This is a genomic window from Oceanobacillus sojae, from assembly GCF_007991515.1.
Lineage (GTDB): Bacteria > Bacillota > Bacilli > Bacillales > Amphibacillaceae > Oceanobacillus > Oceanobacillus sojae.
Genome location: NZ_BJYM01000001.1, coordinates 12,433 through 38,389 on the forward strand (window position 1 = coordinate 12,433; position 25,957 = coordinate 38,389).

Here is a 25,957-nt window from a genome sequence, read left to right on the forward strand (position 1 = left end):
TCATCATAAAAACCTGACGATCAGAAATAAAATCATCAGGTTTTTATCATTTTAAGCAATGCAGGCTTTCTCGTTCAAGGCGTAACTTTCTGATTCATTTCTCCCCAGTCACACATCATATTTAATATTGGAAGAAGCGATCTGCCCAGCTCAGTCAGTGAATATTCCACTTTTGGAGGAATTTGCGGGTATTCTTTCCGCATGACAATTCCATCCTCTTCCATTTCTTTTAGCATAACACTTAGTGTTTTATACGAGATAGAGGCTATATTTCGCTGTAATGCATTAAAGCGCATGACATCATTTTCAGACAGCCAATAAAGAATAATCATTTTATATTTTCCGCCAATCACGGATAATGTATATCCAAAGCCGGTGTCTTTTAAAGCGATGCCGTTTGGAACACAGGTTTTGTCAAATTCAGTTTGCATGCAGCTTCTCTCCTTGTTTATACATTTCATTCTTATCAGCTTCTGCAAAGCAATCAGCAAAAGCTGTAAATGCCTTGCTTAAAAATGGACTTTTCCGAGTAACTAATCGGGAAGTGACGAATCTGAATTGCTCTGGTACTGGATAGAATTGTATTTGTTTATCCTTTTGATCTACTACCGATTCGGTTAGAAGTGTATTGCCGATTCCTGCCCGTACACAGCTCAGCATCGTATCCAGTGAACTTACTTCAATGGTATTATCAAACGAAATTCCATCATCTTGAAGCCAGCTTTTATTCGCTTTTCGTAAGGGGCAGCCTTCTGGGAAAACAACCCAGGCTGTATTTTTAAAATCAGAGAAAACATTCCTTTCTTTCGTCTGTCCTCCTGTTAATAGAAAAACTTCCTCCTCAAATTCATAAGCTACCTTTAGAGAAGAAAAATCATATTCACCGGTCAAAAAAACACCATCTAAGTCACCACTCAATACCTTCTGATAATTTTGCGGGGAAGTGCCGGTGCTTAACGTCAGGGACACATCCGGATATTTTTTCTGAAATTCGGATAAAGCACGGATAAAAGCAGGGGTAGATGCAATGGTTTCTACGACTCCAATAGATAATGAACCGCATGGATATTCCGGCTCCTTAACGGCTGCAATGGTTTCATCAGCCATTTGTATAATATCAGTAGCATAATTACACAGTAATGTCCCTTTTTCGGTTGGAGAAACCCCTTTGCGATCACGATGAAAAAGCTGCACACCAAGCTCTGTTTCTAACTTTCGAATCCGCATTGTAAGGTTAGATTGGACATACCCCAGTTTTTCTGCAGCCTTTGTGATACTGCCTTCCTGTTGTATCGTTACAACTATCCTTAAATCCGTCAACTCCATGTTGTTACCTCCTTTATTAACATCAATTATATTGATGACAACATCATTAATAATCATTTTACTATATGATAAGTGGGACGTACAATTAATTTTAAGCAAATCTTCTTTTGAAACGGAGATGATTGCAAAACAGGAGGAGGAATTTTTAATGCATAACGATACAAAACTTTTTTCAAGTTATCAGCTAGGGAGTCTGCAATTGCCAAATCGGGCAGTGCTATCACCGATGACCCGCACCAGTGCCGAGCAAACAGGAGAGGCGACTGCCCGGATGGCTTCATATTACTCTCGCTTTGCACAAGGCGGATTTGGACTGATCATTACAGAAGGGATTTATCCAGACCATATGAATAGCAGAAGTTATGAAAATCAGCCGGGAATTGCAGATGATCAGCAGGCAGAGGAATGGAAGCTGGTGGTAGAGGCTGTTCATAATGCAGGAGGAAAAATAATCGCTCAGCTTATGCATGGTGGAGCACTTGTCCAGCATGACAGTTTTACAGCTGTGGCGCCGTCTGCCGTCCAGCCAGTGGGCAGCATGTTAGAAGATCATGGCGGCAGCGGGGAATTTGCTGTTCCAAGAGAGATTACAACAGCGGAAATTCGTGATGTGATTGAGAGCTTTGCTCAAGCAGCTGTCCGTGCAAAACAAGCAGGTTTTGATGGTGTGGAAGTGCATGGAGCAAACGGATATTTACTCGATCAATTTCTAACAGATTATTCGAACCAGCGGACCGATGAATATGGAGGGAAGACAGAAAATCGCATTCGCCTAACTGTAGAGGTTTTACAAGCTATACGGAAAGCTGTGGGTTCAGAATATCCGGTCGGTGTACGTATTTCGCAAGGCAAAGTAAATGATTTTCATCATAAATGGGCAGATGGAGAAAAGGACGCTAAAATCATTTTTGAACAGCTGGCAGCTGCTTCGGCAACCTATATTCATACAACAGAGTATAAAGCATTTGCACCTGCCTTTTCAGATAGTCTGTCTACACTTGCTGCATTGGCAAAGCGGTACAGCAAGCTGCCGGTAATCGCTAATGGAAAATTGGGGGAGTCTGAAAAAGCAGAGAAACTGTTAGAAAAGAATGAAACCGATCTGGTTGCGATTGGAACAAGTGCCATTGTCAATCCGGACTGGGTATACAAGATAAAAGAAGGAAGGGCATTGAATACTTTTGAACATAGCTATCTTCAGCCTATAGCTACGCTTAGAGAAGAAGAGTATACAAACGGGGAAGAAAAATATGCTTATTGATCCAACAAAATTATCGGAAAAAGAGCTTTATAAGTTATTAATTGGATCTGTTCTTCCTAGACCAATTGCCTGGGTTTCCACAAAAAGTAAAGAAGGCATATTAAACCTGAGTCCGTTTAGTTTCTTTAACGTGGCTTCCAGTAAACCGCCGATATTTTCTATTTCTATCAGTCCCGGAACAGAAGAAAGGGAAGGCAGTGTAAAAGATACGCTGCAAAATATTCGGGATACAAAAGAATTTGTGATCAATTTAGTGAATGCTTCTTTAGCAGAAGCCATGAAAACAAGCTCTGAAAATTTGCCGCCGGAGATGGATGAATTTCAAAAAAGCGGTGTAACACCAGTAGAAAGCACAAGTGTGGTTCCGCCATGGGTAAAAGAATCACCGATCAATATGGAATGTAAACTGTACCAGATTATCCCTCTCGGATCAGATTATTTAGTACTTGGGGAGCTGCAGCAAATGCATATTCAAGATGCGTATTTTGATAATGGCTATATTGATATAAAAAGGCTTAAAGCGCTTGGAAGACTGGCTGGAAATTATATAGTAGCAGATAAAATAATCGATCTATCTGATAAGAACAGAAATAGAAAGTAATTTATTCTATAGAAAACATTTTCCTTATGATATTAATAGTGATGAGATAGCAACATTAAAAATAAAGATAGAAAGAAGATGAAAAGATGCTAAAAAAGAAACAAATTAACATTACTCCAGATCCTTACGCTCCTTTCCATTTATCTCAAGGGATGTCTTTTGGAGATTTACTATTTATTTCAGGGCAGACGAGTATAAATGAGAATGGGGATCTTATACACTGTGGAAATTTCGTTGCTCAAGCTGAACAGGCTTTTAAGAATCTCGATAAAATCTTAAAAAATGGCGGTTCTACACTAAATGATGTCTTAAAGGTCACTATTTTCTTAAAAAATATGTCTTATTTTAAAGAGGTTGTTGCATTGAGGGAAAAGTATTTTTCAGCTCCTTATCCAGCGGATTCCATTGTAGAAATAAACCGTTTATTTCATCCAGATGCTCTTATTGAAATCGAAGCTATAGCAGTGAAAGCTGATTAACGACATTGAAAATAAAATCATTAGAGTTGTGTCTTTCTAGCTGGATACAAGTTTTTATTTCTCTTAGGGCATAAAGTAAACAAAGCAGTGACAATATTGAGCCGCTGCTTTGTTTACTTTACCTTGATTATTTACTGCGCACCTCTAAAGAATCTTTCTCTTTTTCTAAAAATTCCTCATGCGTAAAACCCCATGCACACATATCTCTTAAAACATTTTCCAATGTTTGTCCATGTGCGGATAAAGAATACTCTACTCTTGGTGGAATTTCCTGATAAACAACACGATTAACAAGCCCGTCTTTTTCTAACTCTCTAAGTTGCTGAGTTAATACACCCTGCGTTATTTCAGGCATTAAACGTCTTAATTCTCCAAAGCGTTTTGTGCCTTTTTCTAAAAGAATAAATAATATATGGGGCTTCCATTTACCGCCGATTGCTTGAAGTGCGGAAACAATTCCATATTTTGATAGATCGTCCAACTCAAATTTCCTCCCTTTATAACAAATTCATATAAAGTATGTTAATCATATCTAAGAGAAAGAAGAAAAGAAATAAATCAGCTTGAAAAAAGTTCTGTCTTAATATCTGCGGATAGCTGCTAAAAAATTTAAAAGCTCTACATTAGGCAGGGATTTAATTGTACCTTTTATCATACTAAGTATGAAAATAATGTCTACTTTTCAAATAATATTCTGCTCAACATAATGAAGGATACCACTATTTAGTTATCAGAGGAGGATACATCAATGACATTAAAAAAATAAAGTTCTATTGGGAACAACAGAAAGCAGGGAAATTGGAGCAGAAAATTACAGGTACATTTAATACTTAATTGTTATTAAAAATCTAAATTAGGAGTGAACAGTTTTGCCTTTTGTAGTGTTTATACTAGGTTTTCTTATTTTTTCTCAAACAACATCAGAATTTATGGTAGCAGGTATCATGCCTTCTCTGTCAGAAGAATTCGGTGTATCAATTGCAGCTATTGGTTATCTTATTTCAGCTTACGCAGTAGGAATGATTGTAGGTGGACCTATCTTAACTATTGCTTTATTAAAAGTCCCATTAAAAAAAGGATTGATAGCTTTAACACTTGTATTTCTTATTGGACAGACAATCGCTGCCACCGCTCCTAACTATGAAGTCATGATGGCGGCTCGTGTTGTACAAGGAATAGCTTCTTCTGCAACATTTGGCACTGCTATGTCACTTGCCTATCAACTCGTCCCCGACCATTTACGGGCGCGGGCAGCTTCCGTTGTATTAGGCGGGCTGATGATTGCCACCGCTGCCGGAGTCCCCTTTGCCATGGTATTTAATTTGTATTTGGGCTGGCGTGCCAGCTTCTGGGCGGTTGTGGTCCTGGTATTTATCGCGGCGATATTGGTTCAATTTCTCATACCGGCCTTTGAATCGCAGGAAAAGGAAAGCATCAGCGTTAAAAAAGAGCTTGGCTCCTTTAAAAACTACCGTTTATGGGCTGCCTATACAACGAATGTATTTATAATCGGAGCAACATTCGCTGCATTTAGCTATTTCACACCAATCCTGACGGAGGTTACCGGATTTAGTGCAGGAATTGTACCTATTATATTAGGAATCTATGGTGTAGCTACGGTTATTGGTAATATTACTGTTGGCAGATTAGCAGACTTGTATATGATGCCTACCATGACCGTTGGATTATTTATTCTGACAGCTGCTCTTATTCTGTTTGGTTTCTTGGCAGAAGTTCCGGCGATTGCTGTTGTTGCAGTTATCATTATTGGTTTAACCGGCGTCTCTTTAAATCCGGCGATGGCAAAACGGGTTCTAAGTGTGTCCAATACCGGAACACTTGTCGCCACCGTAAATAACTCGATGATTAATCTTGGTCTTATGATTGGTTCATCTGTCGGCGGTCTGACGATCGATGCCGGCTTTGGACTTACTTCACCATTATGGGTCGGAGTAATAATGGGTGTTTTAGGACTGATATCGCTGCTGCCCGTTATACGTGGTAAATTTTCTGCTACTGCTGGTTAATCGTTTCATTTTTCTAACCCGGCTGGTTATTTTCAGCCGGGTTTTAGATGTTACAGGCAGGGTGGCTTTTCATCTAAAAATTTATTATAAAAAATAAAGTGAAGATTTTGGTTATATGATAAAGTGGATATAGAAGTTTATATGTACTTTGTTTTCCACCTTGCATCCGTAGATGAAAAGGCAGTTATTATCAAAGGAGGCTAATATGTTTCATTATGAGGCAGTTTGTTACCACTGCAAAAAAGTATTTAAAGTATACGAAGGAAGCCCAAAATACAAAATCGTTAAGGAGAAGAAGACAAAAATGTTTTGCTGTGAGGATTGCGATCATAAAATACGCCTTGCAGCAATAAAAAACTTCTTTAGATAGGCTGCTCTGGGATATTTATAATGCCTATTAATTCATTCAATTGACATTTCGAGAAAATTCGAATAAGATAAGTTCATGACAAACTTAAGCGAAATTTTCAAAGTGTTGGGAAATGAAAAAAGGCTGGATATGCTGCGATGGTTAAAGGATCCAATAAACCATTTTGAAAAGCCGACTGCACACCTTTCCAAAAATATCAGTGAAAAGGGAGGCGTCTGTGTGGGTGACATCCAGGAAAAAGCACAAATGTCACCATCTACTGTGTCACATTATTTAAAGATGATGCAGCAGGCAGGTCTTTTGGAATCTGAACGCCATGGGCAATGGACTTACTATCGCCGAAATGAAGAAAAAATTGGGGAAATTGTCTCTATTATAAAAAAGGATCTGTAGATCTTTTTTTATCTTTATCATTTCGTTATTTCCCGAATTATAAAATCGTATTCCGTATAAGAAGCAAGTCGTTTCTTTTTTATTTTTAAATTCGATATTTCTCGAAATATAATATTGATATTGAAGGGAGCAATTTTACTTGAAAGTTTTATTTTATATTGCAGCACTATTGGCTGGTGCGGCTTTAAGTGTAGAAGGGGCACTGTATGCAATATTAGGTGAGTCAATCGGAAAATTGGAAAGTAGCCTTTATAACTTTGTTGTTGGAACAATAATTCTTGGCATTGCTCTGCTTTTCTGGGGAAAAGGGACATTATCTTATACAGTAAAAGCCCCTAAATGGCAACTGACTGGCGGTTTGCTGGGAATTATTTATCTAACTGTTCTTGTTATCGGTATTCCGCTTATTGGCGTAGGGTTAGCGATGAGCAGTGTGGTTGTAGGGCAGTTAGTTATGAGCATGATTATCGAACATAAAGGATGGCTGGGCAGCCCTATGGTAAAAGTGAGACCAGAAAAAATTATTGCCGTTTTCCTGATGCTTGTTTCTATATTTTTAATTTACTAGGAGGATACATAATGTCTATTTTTATTTTAATTGCTTCACTCATTGGTGGTGTCCTGTTAAGTGCACAATCATCCGTAAACGGTTCTTTCAGCAGTAAAGCAGGCACATTAGAAAGTGCCTTTCTAACATTTATTACTGGTGGAATGATGCTTTTTATCATTGTTTTATTTTTTGGGACCGGAAATTTCTTATCCTTTTTGGAAGCTCCAGGGTGGCAGCTGTCAGCAGTTTGGTTTGGTGTTGGTTACTTATTTTTAACGATTCTTACCGTACCTAAAATTGGCGTCATTGCAGCAAATCTTTCCGCTATTATTGGACAGTTATCAACGGGGATGCTGATTGACAATTTCGGCTGGTTTGGCGGCATGCAAATTTCATTTGATTTAAAACGTTTGCTGGCACTTGGTTTGATGCTTATTGCGCTTTGGTTGATTTATCAAGCAAATATTAAAGATCGAAAGCAGGCATTAGAAGCAACTTAATATCAAAACAAGTGAAAGGAGATGAAGCTTGAAACTTTTATAGGAACAAGAAACAAACATAAAACGGAGGGTTCATCATGAATTTACAATTAAAAGGAAAAACAGCATTAATTACCGGTTCAACATCCGGAATAGGGAAGGCGATTGCTGTTTCTTTAGCAGCAGAAGGGGCTAACGTAATCCTTAATGGGCGTCATCAAGAAAAGATTAATCAGACAATAGAATTCATTCAATCAGAATACCCGGAAGCTTCGATAGATTTTATCACAGCCGATTTAGGTACGAAAGAAGGCTGTGAGCGAGTGATAGAGAAATATCCTAATGTCGATATACTGGTCAATAATTTAGGGATTTTTGAGCCGGTGGATTACTTTGATACAACCGATGAAGACTGGTACAAGCAATTTGAAGTGAATATGATGAGTGGTGTCCGATTAACACGCTGGTACTTAAAGAAAATGATTGAGCGCAATGAAGGCAGAGTTATTTTTATTGGAAGTGAAGCTTCTTTGGTTCCCGCTGCTGAAATGCCGCATTATAGTGCAGTTAAAACGATGCAGCTTTCTTTATCCCGAAGCTTGGCCGAGCTGACCAAAGGGTCGAAAGTTACTGTCAACACGGTTACACCTGGTTCTACTTTTACGGAAGGGGTAGAAACCATGCTTCGCACTCTCTATGCTAATGAAGATTTGACAATGGAAGAGATGGAAGAGCGCTTTATGCAGGAAAATCGATCTACTTCCATTATCCAAAGACTGATTCGACCTGAAGAAATAGCTAATCTGGTTACTTTTTTAAGCAGCACGCTTTCTTCTGCGATAAATGGTTCTGCTTTAAAAATAGATGGAGGGCTGGTTCGCAGCGTATTTTAAGCTACATGAGCTGGGAGTAAGAAATATTTATTTAATATTATAAACGAAAGGAAGACGATGAAATGTCACATGAATCATTTGATAACAAAGAAAATAAGGTTGCGCTTGTGGTAGGCGCAAACGGAGTAATTGGCAAAAATCTAATAGATCATTTAGTTTCGTTAAAAGATTGGGAGATTATCGGATTATCCAGACGCGGAGGAGAAGAAAAGGGACGTGTTCACTATATCAGCGTTGATTTGCTTGATAGAGACGACAGTCAGGATAAGCTTCGTAACCTTACGAACGTAACACATATTTTCTATACAGCTTATCAGGATCGGCCGACTTGGGCGGAACTGGTTCCGCCTAACCTGGCTATGTTGAAAAATACATTAGAAACAATAGAGGCAGTTGCGCCAAATTTAGAACATGTCAGTATTATGCAGGGATATAAGGTATATGGAGGACATCTTGGACCTTTTAAAACACCTGCAAGGGAAACAGATGCGCAATTTATGCCGCCAGAATTTATGCTTGATCAACAAAACTATCTGGAGAGCAGGCAAAAAGGGAAGACTTGGTCCTGGACAGCGATTCGTCCATCTGTCGTATGTGGATTTGGTTTAGGGAATCCAATGAATTTGGCGATGGTAATTGCTGTTTATGCTTCCATATCCAAAGAGCTTGGACTTCCATTACGATTTCCTGGCAAGCCGGGAGCATTTGATAAATTGTTAGAAATGACTGATGCTGGGCTATTGGCCAAAGCGATTGTCTGGGCCGCAACAAATCAAGCGTGTGCTAACCAGGCATTTAATATCAACAACGGAGATCTTTTCCGCTGGAATGAAATGTGGCCAAAAATCGCCCGTTATTTTGAACTGGATGAAGCACCTCCGCTTCCAATGTCCTTGGATGTTATCATGGCAGATAAAGAACCGCTTTGGGAAGAAATGATTGCTAAGTATGGACTTGCAGAGACGCCTTACAAAGATGTTTCTTCCTGGGGCTTTGGAGATTTTGTCTTTTCATGGGATTATGATATGTTCGCGGATGGTTCTAAAGCACGGCGGTTTGGTTTTCATGAATATATTGATACCCAGAAGATGTTTACGGATATTTTTGATGATTTCAAAAGACGTAAGATTATACCTTGATAGTCTTGTTTAAATAATTTATATATTCCTGGTGCAATCAGTGATTCTACTCGTCATGTATTTTACCATTCCATTTAAAGCGGCTGGGTTAATAACCGTATTATATATGGGGTTATTGGCTTTTATGAGTATTTCAGTGTTACAATCTTATGTCATGATATTAGCTGAACGCTTTGTTCCGTCTGCTGTAAATGTTGCTTCAGCAATTAATATTGCAGCTTTTCAAGCAGGAATAGCATTAGGTTCATACTTAGGTGGTGTAGTTACAGACTCGATTGGACTTATTCATACAACTTGGATTGGTGCCGTTATGATTCTTTGTGGTGTTTGTTGTTTTATCTGCATGGGGACGTTCTTTAGAGACGAAGGAAAGCAGGGAGGGTAAAACCCTATAACGAATGATGGTTAGTTAAGTTTCAGTATTTTGATTTGTTGAAGATTAAATTATTTAATAGCAAAGCAGCGGCCAACCGCTAAAGATACACCATTTTCACAGCCTGAACTCCTTTTAGAAAAATATTCTGGCTGGATGGTTATTGAGTAAATTATATGGTATATATTTAATATGAGAATATAAAAAAATCTGTATGCAACAAACGAGCCAGTTAATGGAACACAGGATAGTTTAATTATAGATATTCTTTCTACTTACTGTTACTTATCTACATGCTAGCCTAAAAGTAATCTTTGTAGAAAGTATGATGACGGAAACTAAAATCAATCAAAGACTTTATAGTAATGGAGCACGTGTTATGAATTAAGTTTCCTTTCTAATTTTCTTCCGTGCTCCAAACAAATACACAGAGGGAAGAGCATGTTTAATAAAAGCTTAAAACTGTTTACAGTTATTTTAAAGAGAAATCCAGGTTCATCTATTCTTAACAGTGCGTTACCAAAGGGATTCTCTTTTGTGAATTACCAAGATGGAGATGCACTTGCTTGGGGTGAAATTGAAAAATCTGCAGGGGCTTTTGAGCGTGTAATAGATGCTGTAGCATACTTTGAAGAAGAGTTTGTTCCATATAAAGCAGAATGTAGAACTTTTTTTATATAGAATGAAGTTGGAGAAAAAATAGCAAATTTCACTTCTTGGTGGGGTTATATCGGAAAGCGGCACTATCCGGTTATGCGTTGGGTGCCTGTTAAATCTGAATATCAACGTCTCGGATTAGGAAGGGCGCTTATCGCGAAAGGCGTCAAACGAATGGTTGAGATAGAAGGTGATTGTGTGATGTACATCCCAACACAAATCTGGAACATCAGGGCCATACAATTATATATTTGGGCTGGTTTTGAATTTGAAACGGTTGAATCCAATCCATGTGGCTATAACAATCAAACGAACGAAGCCTTACCTCATATTCAGCATCTCGTATTGTGTTATTTATAAGTATTGCTCCCTGCATCTTGCTTGGTGCTTTGTGATGGATTGCATTTTTTGATTTAGTTTTGAAAATCCAACCTTATTGTTCAAGAAATGGGCTATATAATGGATTAAAACCTAGTTTTTTAAACACTGTTTATAGTTCAGGTGAAGCGTTTTTTATAAAAAATTAAACAACCTAATTTTAAACTCGACCTAAAGTTAGGGCGAGGTTTGATGTATTTGAAGTTTCCTACCAACATTAGAGCCATTTTTACCGCAAGAGATTAGATGAGCTTGATTTTGGAAAAATATATAAATCAATCGCTGAGAATCTATTGGAAATATACGGCATAATAACCCTTTCTTGGATTACGCTGCCATCGCTGCAAGTAGAAGGTTGTTATCCACTAGTTGAGGATATATTAATCCTGTTGATTTGTTCCATAGATATTGTGACTAATTAGCTGATAACGTACCCAACTATATAGAATGGTAAATAACAATTGGCGGTATTTGTTGGACCATTCATACATTGCGGCAATTGTTCGACTATGAGATAGAGGGTATACCAATAACCCATGATTAGATTCATGAGTTGATTTTTGAGCTGATAATCTATAAATAATATTTTAATGTATAATGAAAGGGGATTCAATATGGCAATCATTTAACATAAATATATACTTTCACGGTGAAGATGAAGTCATTAAAGGATTTGGAATTAGAAAAAGGAGGGTACTTATGAATATCACATTGGATACTGGTGAAAATCTATTTTATGTAAAAAGAGACGGCGGGGAGCGTGTTCTATTATTAATTCATGGAAATATGGCATCTTCCGCTCAATGGGATTTGCTGCTTAAAGAAATAGATCCTGTCTTTACAGTTTATGCGATTGATTTACGCGGGTATGGACAATCAACCTATCATCAGCCGGTAAATTCAATCAAGGATTTCTCTGATGATATTAAACAGCTTGTTGATCAATTAGATTTGAAAATGTTTTCTTTAATGGGCTGGTCCAATGGAGGCGGTGTAGCCATGCAGTTTGCAATTGATTATCCAGACTATGTTCAAAAAATCGTATTGCTTTCTTCCATGTCTACACGAGGGTATCCAGCTTTTAATACAGAGGGTAAAAGAATTCATTCCCGAGAGCAATTAGTAAAAGATCCAGGATTAAATAGGATGTTAGATGCTCAGAAAATGAATAATCAAGCTTTTTTTAGAGCAGCTATGGATCAGGTGCTTTATTCCGTTAACCAGCCAAATGAAGAACAGTATCAAAAGTATTTAAAAAGTGCAACACAGCAAAGGAATATACTCGATGCAGCATATGCAGCGAATGTTTTCAATATAAGTACAGTATCCAATGGTGTAGCTGATGGGACTGGGGAAATACGTAATCTCGCGGCTCCTATTTTAGTAATTTGGGGGAAAAATGATTTGATCGTATCGGAGATAATGACGTTAGAAATAATAGAGGACTTACAAGAAGCTGGAATTGATTTTCGTTATGCGTCGGTGAATGCCGGACACGCTTTGTTGATAGATAATTTAGAAGTAGTTTTGAAAGAAACCTATACATTTTTAAATTTAAAAGTTTGATTACTTCTGGAAATTCTTCTTCAACTATTTAGTTATTTTTTTCTTCGGCAAAGAAACATGAATTGGAATTTCAAGTTGTATGAACCAGTTTGTGTTTGATTGAAAAAAGAAAAAGCAGCGGGTTTTTAGGAGCCGCTGCTTGCATTTCCTGCCTATTCATTTTACATTCGCATCTGGTTTAACTGTCCGATAATTAATGTCACTAGTGAACTATGACTTAAGTTTTTCCTTCACACTATCTAAAATTCGTTTGTCAACTCCTTTTGCCATTAAGTATTTCTCAATATTTTCATATTTTCCCAGGATATGATGATAAACTTGCAGAAATCAGTTAAAAGCAAGTGAGGCAGTAAAATCTTTATTTCCTATGCAGAAATGGACCTTTCTTCTTTGAAATCAGTCAGAGATTTTGCTAATAGTTTATCAAACCTGCCACCACTATATGCAGTAGTTTGTAACGCGGGAGTGCAATTTGTGGATCAGACGCATTATTCCAAGGAAGGATTTGAAGAAACCTTTGCAGTAAATCATTTGAGCCATTTTTCTTCTAGTGAACTTATTACTTGATAGAATGGATAAAGACGGAAGAATTGTTTTTGTCAGCAGCGGTACGCATGACCCGGAGAAGAAAACCGGCATGCCTGAGCCTATCTATAAAAATGCAAAATTATTAGCTTATTCTGAGGGAGACCGTATGAACGATAAGAAAGGATTGGCAGGGAAGAGAAGATATACTACTTCAAAATTATGCAATATACATTGCATGTATGAACTGGTTGATCGATTAAACAAAATGACTTCTAAAAATATAACAGTAAATGCTTTTGATCCTGGGTTAAGGCCGGAAACAAGGCTTGCCAGAACTTATCACCCTATTTCAAGATTTGTATTAAAATATTTTCTTGGCTTATTTGTAATTCTTCCTACAAATATAAATAGCGTTGCTAAATCGGGTAAGGCTTTAGCTTCATTAGTAATGGATAATCAATTAAAGTATGTCACTGGAAGGTACTTTGAGGGCAAAAAAGAAATGAAAACTTCTGCTCTTTCCTATAACAAAGAGAATCAAAAAAATCTATGGAATGTAAGTGTAGAGCTGTCACAACTTCAAAAAGATGAATCTAATTTACTTTAGAGGACACTTACGATTTTCAACGTGTTTTCCAAATAAAGAGATGCTTAAAATCATTCAGTAAGATATAATTGGGATTATTCTATTACATGAAGATACGTAAAATTAGTTAAAATAATGATAATTAACAGGGGTATTTAATCATAGAGGGTGTTTCTATGGAATTTATAACATGTCAAACATATGATGTCGATAAATTACAAGAGATTAGTAAATTAACATACAGACAAGCTTTTAATTACATATTAGGTGAAGTCAACGTCAATGAATATGTAAATATCACATACAGCAAAGATAATCTGATGAGAGAATTAAATCAGTCAAATTATCATTTTCTTTTTATACAAAATAATGATGAAATAATCGGCTACGGAATGTACACGATCCAACCAAACTATTTAAAAATGGAACGAGTATATATTTTAAACCAATATAAAGGTCTGGGTGCCGGTTCAAAATTTATGCAGTATGTTGAGGATGCTGCTAAAGAAATGAAAAAAGATTTTTTGTGTTTGGAAGTCTTATCTGATAATAAAAAGGCGATAAGTATTTATAAGAAAAAAGGGTTTCTTTTGTCCTCGGAGCAAATTATCATGATTGGAAAAAAAGAATGCCCTTTATTATCGATGGAGAAAAGTTTAAATGATAATTAATCTTCAGACCAGTAATTTATTTTATTCAATCCAACTGGACATTATTTTCAGTTGGATTTATTCTAGTTTAAAACCCCTGGCTTTGTCCAGGTTTTCAGAAAGCTATGCTTCATAGTAAGATAAATCTGGTTTCCTGACCGCTAAAATTATGGTCCAAATATTCTTGAGATAATTGATTATGAAGAGATACATTATAAAAGTAAAATTTCATGAAGATTAATTAGAAGGGACTGATAAGTTGAAAATATTTATCGTGGAAGATGATTCAGTCATATCTAAAAAAATAAAAGAGCATATGGAAAAGTGGGGATATGAAGGAGCGGTAGTACAAGACTTTCAGAATGTTCTTTCTGAAATTATTGCATTTGATCCTCAATTGGTACTGATGGATATTTCACTTCCATTTTTTAATGGGTATTATTGGTGTGGAGAAATACGAAAGGTATCGAAAATCCCTATTATTTTTATTTCTTCTGCTTCAGACAATTTAAATATTGTTCGCGCAGTTGAAATGGGGGCGGATGATTATATAACCAAACCTTTTGATTTAGAAGTATTGATGGCAAAAGTTCATGCTATTCTACGTCGGGCTTATGATTTTAGTGGCTCCAGCAATCTAATCGAGCATCAAGGGCTAATTTTTAATGTGAATAATTTTACGATTTCTTATGAGAATGAAACAGCGGAATTAACGAAGAATGAAGCTAAAATTTTTCAAAAGCTCCTTGAAAATAGAGGGAAAATCATCAAACGTGATGAATTGATGATAACTTTGTGGGAATCAGACAGCTTTGTAGATGATAGTGCGTTATATACAAATGTGAACCGCTTACGAAAGAAATTGGATCAGATGGGATTGGTTAATTTGATTACAACCAAAAAAGGCGAAGGATATATTATAGAGGGATAACATGAAAATCTTTTTAACGTATTTGAACAATTGTAAAATACCGATTGCATTATGGATTTTGTTTGGCTTGATAAACATCATTATTGGTTATTTGTATCAGGTGCCATTAGAGCGTTCTATTCTTTGGCTGGCATTATGCGGATTTATTGGAATTGCAGCTGCTGGTTTTCATTTTTATAACTACTACAGCAGTCACAAAGAGCTAACATTTCATCAAGCACAAACGCATGTTGAGATAGAGCAGTTACCGTCGCCGGCCAATTTAATAGAAAGTGACTATCAAGCTCTATTGGAAAAATTGAATGCAGCATTTTCTCATCTGGAAAATATAAAAACACAAAACGAGCAGGAAATCTTAGATTATTTCACCATGTGGGTACACCAAATAAAGATACCCATTTCTGCTCTCCACTTAATACTTCAAGATGAGGACAATGATGAAGTGTCCGAAGAAATGAAGGAACAGCTATTCAAAATTGAACAGTATGTAGAATTGATATTACAGTATGTGCGTTTAGGAAGTGCTTCGACAGATTATCATTTTCAAAAGGTGGACCTGGATGCGATTGTCCGTGAAACAATAAAGAAATATGCTCCCATCTTTATTCGAAAAAAACTGCCTGTTCATTATGAGGGGATAGATCAGCAAATAATCACTGATTCAAAATGGCTGAGTTTTGTGTTGGAACAAATTCTATCCAATGCCTTGAAATATACGAATGATGGTTCTATCTCTATTTACTTGGAAAAAAACGCTGTTGTGGTAGAGGATACAGGTATCGGCATTCACCCGGAGGATATTCCTCGCGTAGGAGAAAGAAATTTCACAGGATTTACAGGTCGGCAGCATAAGAGTGCCAGCGGAATTGGGCTTCATCTTTCCAAGCAGATTCTGGCGAAATTGGGGCATCGAATAAAAATTGAATCGGAGCCTAAAAAAGGAACGAAGGTTTTTATTGTATTTGATCCTAAACAAATAACAACAAAATAGCTAATCTAACAAAAATGTTAGAAACAAAAAAGAAATGTCAGATGGAACTGTGGAATGACATTTCTTTTTTTTGCTATCGTATAAGTATCAACAAGAAATTTGCGAAAGGAGATTATGATGACACTATTACAAGTTCAACATGTCATGAAAGTCTATACAACGAGGTTTGGAGGAAATCAAGTAGAAGCACTATCAGACGTCTCTTTCAGCGTAGACTCAGGAGATTATATAGCAATTATGGGTGAATCAGGATCTGGTAAAACGACGTTATTAAATATTCTTGCTGCATTAGATAAGCCGACACGCGGAAGTGTATTGCTGAATCGTAAGAATATCGTCCAAATACCTGAAAAAGAAATTTCCGCATTCCGACGCAGTAATTTGGGATTTGTGTTTCAGGACTTCAATCTATTGGATACTTTCTCAATACAGGACAATATCTTTGTTCCTTTAGTATTATCAGGAAAAAAACATAAGGAAATGGAACAAAAATTAAAGCCAATAGCGGAGAAGCTTGGTATCGAGCATATCTTAACCAAATTCCCATATGAAGTGTCTGGCGGCCAAAAGCAAAGAGCAGCAGTTGCCAGAGCTTTGATTGCCGATCCGGAATTAATATTGGCAGATGAGCCCACTGGCGCGCTGGATTCGAAATCCTCTGACGATCTTTTACAGCATTTTGATTATATTAATGCAGAAGGCCAAACGATTCTGATGGTAACGCATAGTATTAAAGCTGCAAGTCATGCAAAGAGGGTATTATTTATTAAAGACGGAAATGTTTTTCATGAGTTGTATAAAGGGCAAATGTCAAATGAAGAAATGTTTCAAAAAATCTCCAATACACTTGCAATATTAGCCGCAGGGGAGGATGGAAATGCGTAATAGTTTTTATTTGAAAATGGCAGCAGACAGTATTCGTAAAAATTGGAAAATGTATTTCCCATTTATCATTTCCTGTATTAGTACGATTATGATGACATATATCATCCAGGCATTGTCCACCAATCCGGGTCTTTCGGAAATTCCTGGCGGGGAGAATTTAAAAACGATTCTTTCGATGGGATATTTTGTATTGATTCTATTTTCTACTATTTTTCTGTTTTATATGAACAGCTTTTTAATGAAAAATCGGAAAAGGGAATTTGGTGTATACAACATCTTGGGTATGGATAAAAAGCATATCATGAAAATGCTTGCTTATGAAACCTTTTATATTTTCGTCTTCAGCATGATCGTAGGTTTAGTTGCAGGCACCATTCTTAATAAAGTATGTGTATTATTGATACGCCAAATGATGGGGGCGGATGTAGCTCTTGGGTTTGAGTTTTCTCCAGAAGCAGTTGTATGGACACTCAGTTTCTTTATCATCATTTTTTTGCTGATTTTATTAGGGAACATCTATCAAATTCGTTTAGCAAATCCGATTGATCTTTTAAAGAGCGGAAATGTCGGTGAAAAAGAACCGAAAACCAAATGGTTCCTTTCGATTCTCGGTGTTCTATTAACAGGATGGGGATATTATATTGGGTTAACATTACAGTCTCCCATTAGCGGTATGCCTTTTGCCTTTCTAGCTGCCATATTGATTATTGCAGGTACTTACCTGTTATTTACTACCGGAAGTATTGCTGTACTCAAAATCTTAAAAAATAATAAAAATTATTATTATCAGACCAGCCATTTTATCCCTGTTTCCGGGATGCTTTATCGGATGAAAAAAAATGCGGTGGGTCTAGGCAATATTACCGTTTTATCTGTTGGTGTGATTCTATTACTTTCTATTGCTGTCTCCTTATATATCGTATCTGGCAATAAGGATGGTGATTCACAATATGCAGGTAATGTCATTTCAGAGGTAAGGCTATCAGAGGATACCGATGACACAGGGGAAGAAGTAAAAGCGAAATTAAACGAGCTGATTGACCAAACAGCTTCCGAAACCAATAATACAGTTACTGGATTATCTTCTTATACGTATCTTAATTTAGTGACACTTGCTGCGGACGATGGTTTTGAAGTCACAAAAGATGCCTATTCAATGTTAGCAAAACAGAGTCCGGCCAGTTTATATTTGACCGATCAGGAAAGTTATAACCAGTTAACTGGAGATAATATATCACTTGATGAAAATGAAGTCTATGTACACGGAACAGGTGATGAGTATACAAAGAAAACCCTTTCGCTGATGGATTATCAATTTTCCGTCAATGTCATGGAGGATATGGAAGAATTCTCTTTAGACAATGAGACGACAAGTTTAATTAGCGATACGTATTACATTATCGTTGAAGATATCGAAACCCTTCGTCAGATAGAAAAGCAGCAAAAAGAAATAGTAGAGGGGTATGCTGCAAGTACTAACGTGTCTACGCAAATCCGTTTGGAACAGGACATAAATGAACAGCAGGAAATTGCGTTTGGAGAGCAGCTCCGATCCAACATGGAAAAGGAAGATATGGACCTTGTTGTCGTAGATAGCCGAACAGAAGCAGCGAGTGACTTACAAGCCCTCAGGAGTGGTGTTTTGTTCATTGTCTTGAATTTAGCAGTTTTACTGTTGTTAATGACAGTACTGATTATTTACTATAAACAGACTTCTGAGGCCTATGATGATAAAGAGCGTTTTTCCATCCTGCAAAAAATCGGGCTTAATCAAATGGAAATTAAAAAAGCCATTAAATCTCAGATTTTAACCGTCTTTTTTCTTCCTGTTATAGTAACAGGAATCCATATCTTAGCGATTTTCCTCTTGATGAGAAAATTGATGATTCTGGTTATGATAAATCAGGTAAATTTATTTCCAATAAGCGTACTTATCGCTTTTCTGGTTTTCCTGATTGTTTACATGATTATTTACCGGATAACGGCACGCGTTTATTACAAGATTGTCCAATAAAGTGAAACTTCCTTCAGTGGGGTTTTCTTTCAGTCCTCACTGAAGGTTAGTACCACAAGGGAATGACCTAAAGGCCCTTAAACGAATCGGGCCGTTACTGGCTGTTGGACCTCCCATTTAGAAATAAAAAGTTTCCTTCATTTCTTGAAGCGGGAGTCTTATAGCCAGTTACACTGCGATAAATTAGTTATATGAAAGAGGTCATTGTTTATGCATTTAAGTCTATTTGAGTTATTACTTGTCTTTGTTGGCGGGATTTTAATTTTAGGAATACAGTTTTTTCTATCGACCAGGAAGAATCGATTAATGGGACTTCTTTTTCCAATCGTGTCTCTGAGTTATACCATATATATGTTTTTAAAGTCAGATTTCTTTTCCGATATTGCCTTAAACATGAAGGCCTATATGCTCATTGCTCAAAATATCCCAACAATAGTTTTACTGGTGATTTACTTTATTTGCCGTTGGAGCATGAATAGACGCAGGAAGAGCTGAAGGAGGGGGAGAATATATTGACCGAAAAAAAACATCATCAACCTCATCATTTTCACAAGAATTGGAAACAAGACTCAGAAGAATCCATAAATCTACAGGTTATTGCCAATCTTTCACACGATGTACGGACACCGCTTACCATTATGCGCAGGCATGTTTTCCAATTGGGTAATGAATGCTTGAGTGTTAAAGGTATCGCATCTTTAAAAAAAATCGACCATCAAATCCTGGAGATTACTGACTTGATGGAGGATTTGCTCACGTATACTATGATTACATCCGGAAAATATCCATACCATCCGACAACTACAGATATGGTTCGTTTAATCAGAAACTTTGCAGCCAATTGGTATCCCCAATTTGAAAAAGAAAGCTTTCATATTGATGTAGATTTACCAGATGAAAAAACATTTTATTGGAAGGTAGACCCTAAATGGATAACTCGTATGTTCAATTATCTATTTCAAAATATATTACGTCATGCGGTAAAAGGGACATACGTTGGTATTAAGGTGGATGTAAAACAAGAACGAATAATTGTGATGGATAAAGAGCTTGATATGAAAGGTTCTTCTTATGATAGCGCAGCAGATATCGGCTTTTTGATATCCAATTACATGTTGCAAAAAATGAAACTGCAAGCTCATTTTTTTTCTTCAGATAAAGGAACTATCGTTGAAATATGTAAAAGTGAAAAAGAAATGAAGGAAGAGAGCTTTCAACACAGTAGTACTTGAATAAGCGGATTTCTTTTAGATTAAAATGAAGTCAAAGAAATAAGGAGCAGTACAAATGAAAAAACATTTACTAACCTTGATAGCTTTAACAGCCACCTTTATTTTACTTGTTGGCTGCAGTTCTTCCAGCTCAAATGATAATGAAAATTTTTTTAGTGAAACTATACGAAAAGCAGGAGATAAAATTACCAGCTTTTTTGGTGAACCCTCATTAACAAAAGACAAATCATTAGAAGGAGAAAGAGCATTTGGAGAAGATGATTATACAGGAACGTATGAGGCGGTATATCAACATTTTTCAGGCAGAGAAAATCTGTTTGGCGGCGCATCGCTTGATGGAAGGGAAGGAAAGACGATTCAGATCACCTATAACGCTAACATCGAAAGCGGAGAGGCAAAAGTATATTGGAACACCGCTGATTCAGAGAAGCAATTATTGTTTGAAGGCCAGGGAGAGCATACAGAAAACATTGATTTACAAGGAGGCTGGGAATATCTCAGTTTGGAAGGGGACGAACTGGAAGGAGGTATTCAGATAAAGATTGAATAAAGGAAGTTAATAAATTACAGTAAATTCTTTTACGAAGATATTTACTTTTCTATATCATATAAAAAATGTATACTCAAACCAAAGCGATACCACCATTATTTGGTAGTAATTATCACAAGGCTGTTACATTGTTTTGTGCATACTAAAAAATAAGGAGGTGTCAGAAATGAGCAAAAAAAATAAAAACAAGAAAAATCAATTGTTTGAAGATAACAAAGGTGTCCAAGCAGTACAAAATCAATTGAATGAAAGTTATCAAAGTGGAGTAGTGGAAGATCAATTAGAAAACAATAGAGGAATCCACCATTTTAATAACAAGAGCAGATAACACTAAGTTCTGATGGTAAAGCCATTACTACTTGATCAAAATCAGCTAATCAGGTAGTAATGGCTTTATATAAATTGAAGAAAATATTATAGCTACCTATTCAAAATTTGAGAACAGGCGGCTTATTTCTATCCTAATACTGCTTGTGCTACAGCTAAACGGGCAGCTGGAATACGATATGGAGAACAAGATACATAATCGATACCAATTTGTTGGAAGAAAGCGATTGAATCAGGATTACCGCCAACTTCGCCACAAATACCAATCATCATATTTTCTTTCGTTTGTCTGGCTTTGCTGACAGCAAGCTTGATCAATTCGCCTACACCACTTTGGTCCAGAACTTGGAAAGGATCTTGCTGCATAATCTGTTTTTCTTTATAGATATTGATAAACTTACCGATATCATCCCGTGAAAACCCAAAAGTCATTTGGGTTAAATCGTTGGTGCCAAAACTGAAGAAGTCGGCATTTTCTGCTAATTGATCAGCAATAATACACGCACGCGGTAATTCAATCATAGTCCCAATTTCGTAAGGGAAAGGCTCTATTTGATGCTCTTTAAACGTAGCCGCGATGGTTTCGGTTAAAAAGTTTTTAATGTAGTCCAACTCTTCTTTTTCTGAAATCAAAGGAACCATAATCTCTGGACAAACGGTCAAGCCTTCCTTTGCTAATTGAATGGCGCTATTGAAGATTGCTTTGACCTGCATTTGATAAATGCGCGGTTCAGTAATTCCTAAGCGGCAGCCGCGATGACCCAGCATCGGATTGGTTTCTTGTAATTTTTCGATTTGCTTTTCAACAGCAGATGGGTATCTGTTCAGCTGTTCAGCTAATGATTTGATTTCATTCGTATCATGCGGTAAAAATTCATGCATTGGCGGGTCAAGTAAACGAATCACCATTGGTTTATCTTGAACGGTTTTTAACATTTGATAGAAATCTTCCTGCTGGAAGCTTAGTAATTTATTTAAAGCAAACTGAACTTCCTGTTCATCTTTAGCCAGAATCAAACGACGCATTTCCAGCACACGTTCTTCACCAAAAAACATATGCTCTGTCCGAGCCAAACCAATTCCTGTTGCGCCAAAATCAATCGCCGTTTGTAAGTCTTGTAATGTCTCAGCGTTCGCACGAACCTTCAATTCAGCGCATTCGTCAGCCCAGGTAAGTAATTGCTGCAAGCTCTGATCGTTTTCAGGAACAATTGTAGGGATTTCCCCTAAATATAAGCTTCCTGTACTGCCATCCACAGAAATCGTATCGCCTTCCGTTAATGTATGATTACCACATAATACGGTTTTAGCGGCTTCATTTACTGTCAATGCTTCACAGCCAGTTACACAGCAAGTTCCCATCCCTCTGGCAACAACTGCTGCATGCGATGTCATTCCACCGCGGCTGGTAACAATTGCTTCACTGACTACCATACCTTCAATATCTTCTGGTGAGGTTTCCTGACGGACCAGAATCACTTTTTTTCCTAAAGCAGTGTATTCTTTTGCTTTCTCAGCTGTAAAGACGATTGATCCTGTTGCTGCACCCGGACTGGCAGGCAAACCTGCTGCGAAAGCTTCTGCTGTTGTTAGTTTTTTTGTATCGAAGACCGGATGAATCAGTTGATCGATTACCTCAGGGGAGACGCGCATAATCGCTTCTTTCTTTGAAATCAAACCTTCAGCTGCTAAATCCAAAGCGATTTTCAAGGTAGCTTTAGCAGTGCGCTTTCCGTTTCTGGTCTGCAAAATATACAGCTTGCCATTTTCGATTGTAAATTCGATATCCTGCATGTCTTTATAGTGCTGTTCCAGCTTATGAGAATATTTAATAAAATCATTATAAGCTTCTGGCAGAATTGCTTGTAAGGTTTCGATTGGCTCGGGTGTGCGAATTCCAGCAACAACATCTTCTCCTTGTGCATTAATTAGGAATTCACCAAATAATTTATTTTCACCAACGGATGGATTACGAGTGAAGACCACTCCTGTTCCGCTTTCTTCACCGCTGTTACCAAAGACCATCGACTGGACATTAACTGCCGTCCCTAAATGGTGGGGAATATGATGCAGATCACGGTATACTTTCGCCCGTTGATTATTCCAGGATTTGAAAACAGCCTTCGTTGCCTCGAATAATTGCTCCATTGGATCTTGTGGAAAGGCTACTTTATTTTTAAGAAATAAATTCTTGTAAAGCTCGATGACATCCAAATGCTCTGCTTCGTTAAAATCAGTTACTTTTTTATTTAAACGGCTTTCTGTTTGATGCAGCAGCACATTGAATTGCTCTTTATGGATTCCGTAAACGACGTCACCGAACATTTGTAAGAGACGACGGTAGCAGTCGAAGGCAAAGTTCACATTGGTCAATTTTGCAAAAGCTTGAACCCTAAGATCGTTTAAGCCAAGATTTAAAATGGTGTCCATCATGCCAGGCATTGAAAAGGCAGCGCCACTTCTAACAGAAACTAACAAAATATTTTCCTCGGATGTAAAAGATTTACCCGTTTCTGACTCTAAATTTTGAATCGCTTTCAAAACTTCTACTTTTAACTGTTCTTCGAAAAAAGCTGCATCATCTAAATAGTTCATACAACATTCCGTGGTAATCGTAAACCCTTGGGGGACAGGTAATCCTAAGTGAGTCATTTCAGCGAGATTGGCGCCCTTGCCGCCTAACAGATCCTTGTTCTCACTTCGTCCTTCATTAAACGTATAGATTAACTTTCTCATAATATACCTCCTATAAATCAATATGTGTCACATTTATTTAATAATCATCATATATGTCGTAAATATGTTTGTCAATATAGAATTATGTGATTATTCATTTGAATAATTCGTTAATATATGTATAATAAACTCATAATAAGCAAGAAAATGGTTTTAATGCTTTCTTTTTTTGGAGGTCCAGGTAATGAAATTAAGTGAAAGACAGGAACAAATCATTCAATTAGTAAAAGACTACCAACCAGTTAGTGGTGAAAAAATATCTGAGTTATTAGATGTTTCCAGAGCCACTTTACGTTCAGATTTATCTTTTTTGACATTAGCAGGTATTTTACAAGCCACACCAAAAATCGGCTACACGTATGCAGGTTCGGATCTAGAAACCTTTTTCTTTTTTAAGACCTTTGATACAAAAATCGATGAAATTATGATTCCGCCTTTGTTAGTTAATCAAAACACATCCATTCGGGATGCGATCACCAATTTGTTTATTTATGATGTAGGTTCTTTATATGTGGTGGATGAAGAAAAACTGCTGTTAGGTGTTTTATCCAGGAAGGATCTATTGAGGGCATCATTAAATTCCGATATTGATAATACGCCGGTTGTGGTGTGTATGACACGAATACCACATATTAAAGTCTGTGAAAAAAACATCAATATATTGGAAGCTGCCACGATTTTACAAGATTTTGAAGTCGATTCACTTCCAGTCGTTGAAGAGGAAAATCACAAAAAAGTGATTGGTAAAATTACGAAGTCACGATTGCTCAATTATATTACGCAGCAAGCCAGAAATGCAGAATTAAACAAATAAAGGGGATATCAATTTATTATGAAAAATGAAATCATCGTCTACTCCATTTCTGATTCATTAGGAGAAACATCACAAAAACTGCTAACAGCCGTCAGTGCACAATATCCAGATTTGAATTTTAATAAAAGCTACCGCTTTCCTTTAGTAAACAGGGAAGAGGAGTTACTGGAAATTTTGGGTGATGCTTTAAAGGATAAAGCGATCGTAATAAGTACCTTAGTTAATCGTCAGCTGGCAGAAACCGCCCGAAATTTCAGCAAGCGCACCGGTCTGTTGTATTTAGATCTGATGCATCCATTTTTTGAAATGATTCAAGCAAGAACCGGCTCGGAGCCAATCGAAGAACCTGGAACTGTTCATAAATTAGATACGGAATACTTTAACCGTATAGCAGCTATTGAATTTGCAGTGAAATATGATGATGGTAAGAATCCGCAGGGGTTTGTAGACTCGGATCTCGTCTTGTTAGGCGTATCACGAACTTCAAAGACGCCTTTAAGTATGTATTTAGCAAATAAAGGATACAAAGTTTCTAATTTACCGCTGATTCCCGAGGTTCCATTACCGCAAGTTTTGGAAAATGTAGAGCCGCAGAAGTTGGTGGGGTTAGTTTGCCAGCCGGACAGTTTATCAAGAATTAGAAGTAACCGTTTAGATTCCTTGGGCTTAAGCCATTCAACCAGCTATACTGATTTAGAAAAAATCTATAATGAACTCGAATACTCGCAACAGGTTTTTAAACGATTTGGTGTGTATACAATTGATGTAACTGATAAATCGATTGAAGAAACAGCTTATTTGATTGAAGAGCATTATAAAAATAGAATAATGGGATAATAGCATACTCTCTGTTGTATATGTATTTATACAATGGAGAGATTTTTTATGGGAGACTGAAAAAATTAAACGTAGCAAGATGATTTTAAAAATATTATCATGACAATAGATCAAAGCCAAATTCTTTAGTTACTTCCGTATGCCCAAGTTCTGTTACTTTAATAGAGCGATGCACTTTTCCATGCCTTATCCATCCCAATTCTAATAATCGATTCGTAATTGCCAATGCAAAAGGACCCGCGATATGAAATTTTCTTGCAGTCCAGTCAACAATTGATTTTATAATCTGTATATTCATCGTTAATATCTGATAGTTACTAAGCTGAACAATATGCAAAGATCCGCTTTGGAAGTTCATAGCTGTTCGGGAAGGCATATTGCCAT

Annotated in this window: 28 protein-coding genes and 1 pseudogene; 24 read left to right on the top strand and 5 right to left on the bottom strand. The window is 36.9% G+C overall.

The genetic code is table 11. The features are described from left to right. Nucleotides 1-74: 74 nt before the first annotated feature. The gene (locus OSO01_RS00085; protein WP_147207711.1) at nucleotides 75-431 is read right to left on the bottom strand and encodes a winged helix-turn-helix transcriptional regulator; all 357 of its coding nucleotides are present in this window, start codon (nucleotides 429-431) and stop codon (nucleotides 75-77) included. Beyond that, complete coding sequence (locus OSO01_RS00090) at nucleotides 421-1,326, bottom strand: LysR family transcriptional regulator (protein ID WP_147207712.1); 906 nt, start codon at nucleotides 1,324-1,326, stop codon at nucleotides 421-423. Before OSO01_RS00090 ends, OSO01_RS00085 begins: the two co-directional genes overlap by 11 nt. 148 nt (nucleotides 1,327-1,474) lie before the next feature. On the opposite strand from OSO01_RS00090, the gene OSO01_RS00095 reads away from it, so the two are divergent. From OSO01_RS00095 to OSO01_RS00105, 3 genes are all read left to right on the top strand, one after another. Next, nucleotides 1,475-2,587, top strand: a complete 1,113-nt coding sequence (locus OSO01_RS00095; RefSeq protein ID WP_147208045.1) for an oxidoreductase — start codon at nucleotides 1,475-1,477, stop codon at nucleotides 2,585-2,587. Next, on the top strand, nucleotides 2,577-3,188 hold the full coding sequence (locus OSO01_RS00100) for a flavin reductase family protein (RefSeq protein ID WP_147207713.1): 612 nt from the start codon (nucleotides 2,577-2,579) through the stop codon (nucleotides 3,186-3,188). Before OSO01_RS00095 ends, OSO01_RS00100 begins: the two co-directional genes overlap by 11 nt. A gap of 86 nt (nucleotides 3,189-3,274) precedes the next feature. Then, entirely contained in the window at nucleotides 3,275-3,667 is a 393-nt protein-coding gene (locus OSO01_RS00105; protein ID WP_147207714.1) for a RidA family protein, read from the top strand. Nucleotides 3,668-3,794: 127 nt separating this feature from the next. On the opposite strand, the gene OSO01_RS00110 is transcribed toward OSO01_RS00105, so the two are convergent. Beyond that, on the bottom strand, nucleotides 3,795-4,148 hold the full coding sequence (locus tag OSO01_RS00110) for a winged helix-turn-helix transcriptional regulator (RefSeq protein ID WP_147207715.1): 354 nt from the start codon (nucleotides 4,146-4,148) through the stop codon (nucleotides 3,795-3,797). A gap of 388 nt (nucleotides 4,149-4,536) precedes the next feature. Here OSO01_RS00110 and OSO01_RS00115 point away from each other — a divergent pair, with 388 nt between their 5' ends. From OSO01_RS00115 to OSO01_RS23165, 19 genes and pseudogenes are all read left to right on the top strand, one after another. Then, nucleotides 4,537-5,694, top strand: a complete 1,158-nt coding sequence (locus OSO01_RS00115; protein WP_147207716.1) for an MFS transporter — start codon at nucleotides 4,537-4,539, stop codon at nucleotides 5,692-5,694. Nucleotides 5,695-6,139: 445 nt separating this feature from the next. After that, the gene (locus OSO01_RS00125) at nucleotides 6,140-6,457 is read left to right on the top strand and encodes an ArsR/SmtB family transcription factor (protein ID WP_147207717.1); all 318 of its coding nucleotides are present in this window, start codon (nucleotides 6,140-6,142) and stop codon (nucleotides 6,455-6,457) included. A gap of 139 nt (nucleotides 6,458-6,596) precedes the next feature. After that, entirely contained in the window at nucleotides 6,597-7,025 is a 429-nt protein-coding gene (locus OSO01_RS00130; RefSeq protein ID WP_147207718.1) for a DMT family transporter, read from the top strand. Between the two features lie 11 nt (nucleotides 7,026-7,036). Continuing rightward, entirely contained in the window at nucleotides 7,037-7,507 is a 471-nt protein-coding gene (locus OSO01_RS00135; protein ID WP_147207719.1) for a DMT family transporter, read from the top strand. Nucleotides 7,508-7,584: 77 nt separating this feature from the next. Then, the gene (locus OSO01_RS00140; protein WP_147207720.1) at nucleotides 7,585-8,379 is read left to right on the top strand and encodes an SDR family NAD(P)-dependent oxidoreductase; all 795 of its coding nucleotides are present in this window, start codon (nucleotides 7,585-7,587) and stop codon (nucleotides 8,377-8,379) included. A 62-nt stretch (nucleotides 8,380-8,441) separates the two neighbouring features. Further along, on the top strand, nucleotides 8,442-9,518 hold the full coding sequence (locus OSO01_RS00145; protein ID WP_147207721.1) for an SDR family oxidoreductase: 1,077 nt from the start codon (nucleotides 8,442-8,444) through the stop codon (nucleotides 9,516-9,518). Nucleotides 9,519-9,531: 13 nt separating this feature from the next. Beyond that, nucleotides 9,532-9,913: pseudogene (locus tag OSO01_RS00150) on the top strand (MFS transporter); the annotation flags it as partial. Between the two features lie 419 nt (nucleotides 9,914-10,332). Further along, complete coding sequence (locus OSO01_RS23515; RefSeq protein WP_198048566.1) at nucleotides 10,333-10,572, top strand: hypothetical protein; 240 nt, start codon at nucleotides 10,333-10,335, stop codon at nucleotides 10,570-10,572. Nucleotides 10,573-10,620: 48 nt separating this feature from the next. Continuing rightward, nucleotides 10,621-10,908: a GNAT family N-acetyltransferase gene (locus OSO01_RS24020; RefSeq protein ID WP_371863275.1), complete on the top strand. Its 288-nt coding sequence runs from the start codon at nucleotides 10,621-10,623 to the stop codon at nucleotides 10,906-10,908. A 717-nt stretch (nucleotides 10,909-11,625) separates the two neighbouring features. Further along, on the top strand, nucleotides 11,626-12,492 hold the full coding sequence (gene phaZ / locus OSO01_RS00160) for an intracellular short-chain-length polyhydroxyalkanoate depolymerase (RefSeq protein WP_147207723.1): 867 nt from the start codon (nucleotides 11,626-11,628) through the stop codon (nucleotides 12,490-12,492). Between the two features lie 637 nt (nucleotides 12,493-13,129). Continuing rightward, a complete protein-coding gene (locus OSO01_RS00165; protein ID WP_186813505.1) occupies nucleotides 13,130-13,627 on the top strand; it encodes a Rossmann-fold NAD(P)-binding domain-containing protein in 498 nt (165 codons plus the stop codon). A 155-nt stretch (nucleotides 13,628-13,782) separates the two neighbouring features. Further along, a complete protein-coding gene (locus OSO01_RS00170) occupies nucleotides 13,783-14,277 on the top strand; it encodes a GNAT family N-acetyltransferase (protein WP_147207725.1) in 495 nt (164 codons plus the stop codon). Between the two features lie 238 nt (nucleotides 14,278-14,515). Continuing rightward, on the top strand, nucleotides 14,516-15,187 hold the full coding sequence (locus OSO01_RS00175) for a response regulator transcription factor (protein WP_147207726.1): 672 nt from the start codon (nucleotides 14,516-14,518) through the stop codon (nucleotides 15,185-15,187). Nucleotide 15,188: 1 nt separating this feature from the next. Further along, nucleotides 15,189-16,178: a sensor histidine kinase gene (locus OSO01_RS00180; RefSeq protein WP_147207727.1), complete on the top strand. Its 990-nt coding sequence runs from the start codon at nucleotides 15,189-15,191 to the stop codon at nucleotides 16,176-16,178. A gap of 117 nt (nucleotides 16,179-16,295) precedes the next feature. Continuing rightward, nucleotides 16,296-17,063: an ABC transporter ATP-binding protein gene (locus OSO01_RS00185; protein ID WP_147208049.1), complete on the top strand. Its 768-nt coding sequence runs from the start codon at nucleotides 16,296-16,298 to the stop codon at nucleotides 17,061-17,063. Continuing rightward, nucleotides 17,056-19,077, top strand: coding sequence for an ABC transporter permease (locus tag OSO01_RS00190; protein ID WP_186813506.1), 2,022 nt, complete (start codon nucleotides 17,056-17,058; stop codon nucleotides 19,075-19,077). The genes OSO01_RS00185 and OSO01_RS00190 overlap by 8 nt, the downstream gene beginning before the upstream one ends. Nucleotides 19,078-19,589: 512 nt before the next feature. Continuing rightward, the gene (locus tag OSO01_RS00195) at nucleotides 19,590-20,309 is read left to right on the top strand and encodes a sensor histidine kinase (protein ID WP_147207729.1); all 720 of its coding nucleotides are present in this window, start codon (nucleotides 19,590-19,592) and stop codon (nucleotides 20,307-20,309) included. Between the two features lie 55 nt (nucleotides 20,310-20,364). Next, entirely contained in the window at nucleotides 20,365-20,859 is a 495-nt protein-coding gene (locus OSO01_RS00200) for a hypothetical protein (RefSeq protein ID WP_147207730.1), read from the top strand. A gap of 166 nt (nucleotides 20,860-21,025) precedes the next feature. Next, on the top strand, nucleotides 21,026-21,187 hold the full coding sequence (locus tag OSO01_RS23165) for a hypothetical protein (RefSeq protein WP_175297063.1): 162 nt from the start codon (nucleotides 21,026-21,028) through the stop codon (nucleotides 21,185-21,187). A gap of 128 nt (nucleotides 21,188-21,315) precedes the next feature. Here the strand turns inward: OSO01_RS23165 and ppdK are convergent, their stop codons facing one another. Continuing rightward, on the bottom strand, nucleotides 21,316-23,922 hold the full coding sequence (gene ppdK, locus OSO01_RS00205) for a pyruvate, phosphate dikinase (protein ID WP_147207731.1): 2,607 nt from the start codon (nucleotides 23,920-23,922) through the stop codon (nucleotides 21,316-21,318). Nucleotides 23,923-24,106: 184 nt separating this feature from the next. Between ppdK and OSO01_RS00210 the strand changes: the two genes are divergently transcribed. Together OSO01_RS00210 and OSO01_RS00215 are read left to right on the top strand one after the other, a co-directional pair. Then, entirely contained in the window at nucleotides 24,107-24,736 is a 630-nt protein-coding gene (locus tag OSO01_RS00210) for a CBS domain-containing protein (protein ID WP_147207732.1), read from the top strand. 18 nt (nucleotides 24,737-24,754) lie between these two features. Beyond that, on the top strand, nucleotides 24,755-25,573 hold the full coding sequence (locus tag OSO01_RS00215) for a pyruvate, water dikinase regulatory protein (protein ID WP_147207733.1): 819 nt from the start codon (nucleotides 24,755-24,757) through the stop codon (nucleotides 25,571-25,573). A 97-nt stretch (nucleotides 25,574-25,670) separates the two neighbouring features. On the opposite strand, the gene OSO01_RS00220 is transcribed toward OSO01_RS00215, so the two are convergent. Then, the gene (locus tag OSO01_RS00220; protein WP_186813507.1) at nucleotides 25,671-25,949 is read right to left on the bottom strand and encodes a hypothetical protein; all 279 of its coding nucleotides are present in this window, start codon (nucleotides 25,947-25,949) and stop codon (nucleotides 25,671-25,673) included. Nucleotides 25,950-25,957 lie beyond the last annotated feature (8 nt).

Excerpts from the sequence above, each read along its gene's own strand:
- OSO01_RS00125 (WP_147207717.1), top strand. The coding sequence starts at position 6,140 with ATGACAAACTTAAGCGAAATTTTCAAAGTGTTGGGAAATGAAAAAAGG.
- OSO01_RS00165 (WP_186813505.1), top strand. The coding sequence starts at position 13,130 with ATGCCTGAGCCTATCTATAAAAATGCAAAATTATTAGCTTATTCTGAG.
- OSO01_RS00210 (WP_147207732.1), top strand. The coding sequence starts at position 24,107 with ATGAAATTAAGTGAAAGACAGGAACAAATCATTCAATTAGTAAAAGAC.
- OSO01_RS00085 (WP_147207711.1), bottom strand. The coding sequence starts at position 431 with ATGCAAACTGAATTTGACAAAACCTGTGTTCCAAACGGCATCGCTTTA.
- OSO01_RS23165 (WP_175297063.1), top strand. The coding sequence starts at position 21,026 with ATGAGCAAAAAAAATAAAAACAAGAAAAATCAATTGTTTGAAGATAAC.
- OSO01_RS00190 (WP_186813506.1), top strand. The coding sequence starts at position 17,056 with ATGCGTAATAGTTTTTATTTGAAAATGGCAGCAGACAGTATTCGTAAA.
- OSO01_RS00095 (WP_147208045.1), top strand. The coding sequence starts at position 1,475 with ATGCATAACGATACAAAACTTTTTTCAAGTTATCAGCTAGGGAGTCTG.
- OSO01_RS00105 (WP_147207714.1), top strand. The coding sequence starts at position 3,275 with ATGCTAAAAAAGAAACAAATTAACATTACTCCAGATCCTTACGCTCCT.
- OSO01_RS00200 (WP_147207730.1), top strand. The coding sequence starts at position 20,365 with ATGAAAAAACATTTACTAACCTTGATAGCTTTAACAGCCACCTTTATT.
- phaZ (WP_147207723.1), top strand. The coding sequence starts at position 11,626 with ATGAATATCACATTGGATACTGGTGAAAATCTATTTTATGTAAAAAGA.
- OSO01_RS23515 (WP_198048566.1), top strand. The coding sequence starts at position 10,333 with ATGTTTAATAAAAGCTTAAAACTGTTTACAGTTATTTTAAAGAGAAAT.
- OSO01_RS00090 (WP_147207712.1), bottom strand. The coding sequence starts at position 1,326 with ATGGAGTTGACGGATTTAAGGATAGTTGTAACGATACAACAGGAAGGC.
- ppdK (WP_147207731.1), bottom strand. The coding sequence starts at position 23,922 with ATGAGAAAGTTAATCTATACGTTTAATGAAGGACGAAGTGAGAACAAG.
- OSO01_RS00145 (WP_147207721.1), top strand. The coding sequence starts at position 8,442 with ATGTCACATGAATCATTTGATAACAAAGAAAATAAGGTTGCGCTTGTG.
- OSO01_RS00170 (WP_147207725.1), top strand. The coding sequence starts at position 13,783 with ATGGAATTTATAACATGTCAAACATATGATGTCGATAAATTACAAGAG.
- OSO01_RS00180 (WP_147207727.1), top strand. The coding sequence starts at position 15,189 with ATGAAAATCTTTTTAACGTATTTGAACAATTGTAAAATACCGATTGCA.
- OSO01_RS00140 (WP_147207720.1), top strand. The coding sequence starts at position 7,585 with ATGAATTTACAATTAAAAGGAAAAACAGCATTAATTACCGGTTCAACA.
- OSO01_RS00100 (WP_147207713.1), top strand. The coding sequence starts at position 2,577 with ATGCTTATTGATCCAACAAAATTATCGGAAAAAGAGCTTTATAAGTTA.
- OSO01_RS00215 (WP_147207733.1), top strand. The coding sequence starts at position 24,755 with ATGAAAAATGAAATCATCGTCTACTCCATTTCTGATTCATTAGGAGAA.
- OSO01_RS00135 (WP_147207719.1), top strand. The coding sequence starts at position 7,037 with ATGTCTATTTTTATTTTAATTGCTTCACTCATTGGTGGTGTCCTGTTA.
- OSO01_RS00220 (WP_186813507.1), bottom strand. The coding sequence starts at position 25,949 with ATGCCTTCCCGAACAGCTATGAACTTCCAAAGCGGATCTTTGCATATT.
- OSO01_RS00185 (WP_147208049.1), top strand. The coding sequence starts at position 16,296 with ATGACACTATTACAAGTTCAACATGTCATGAAAGTCTATACAACGAGG.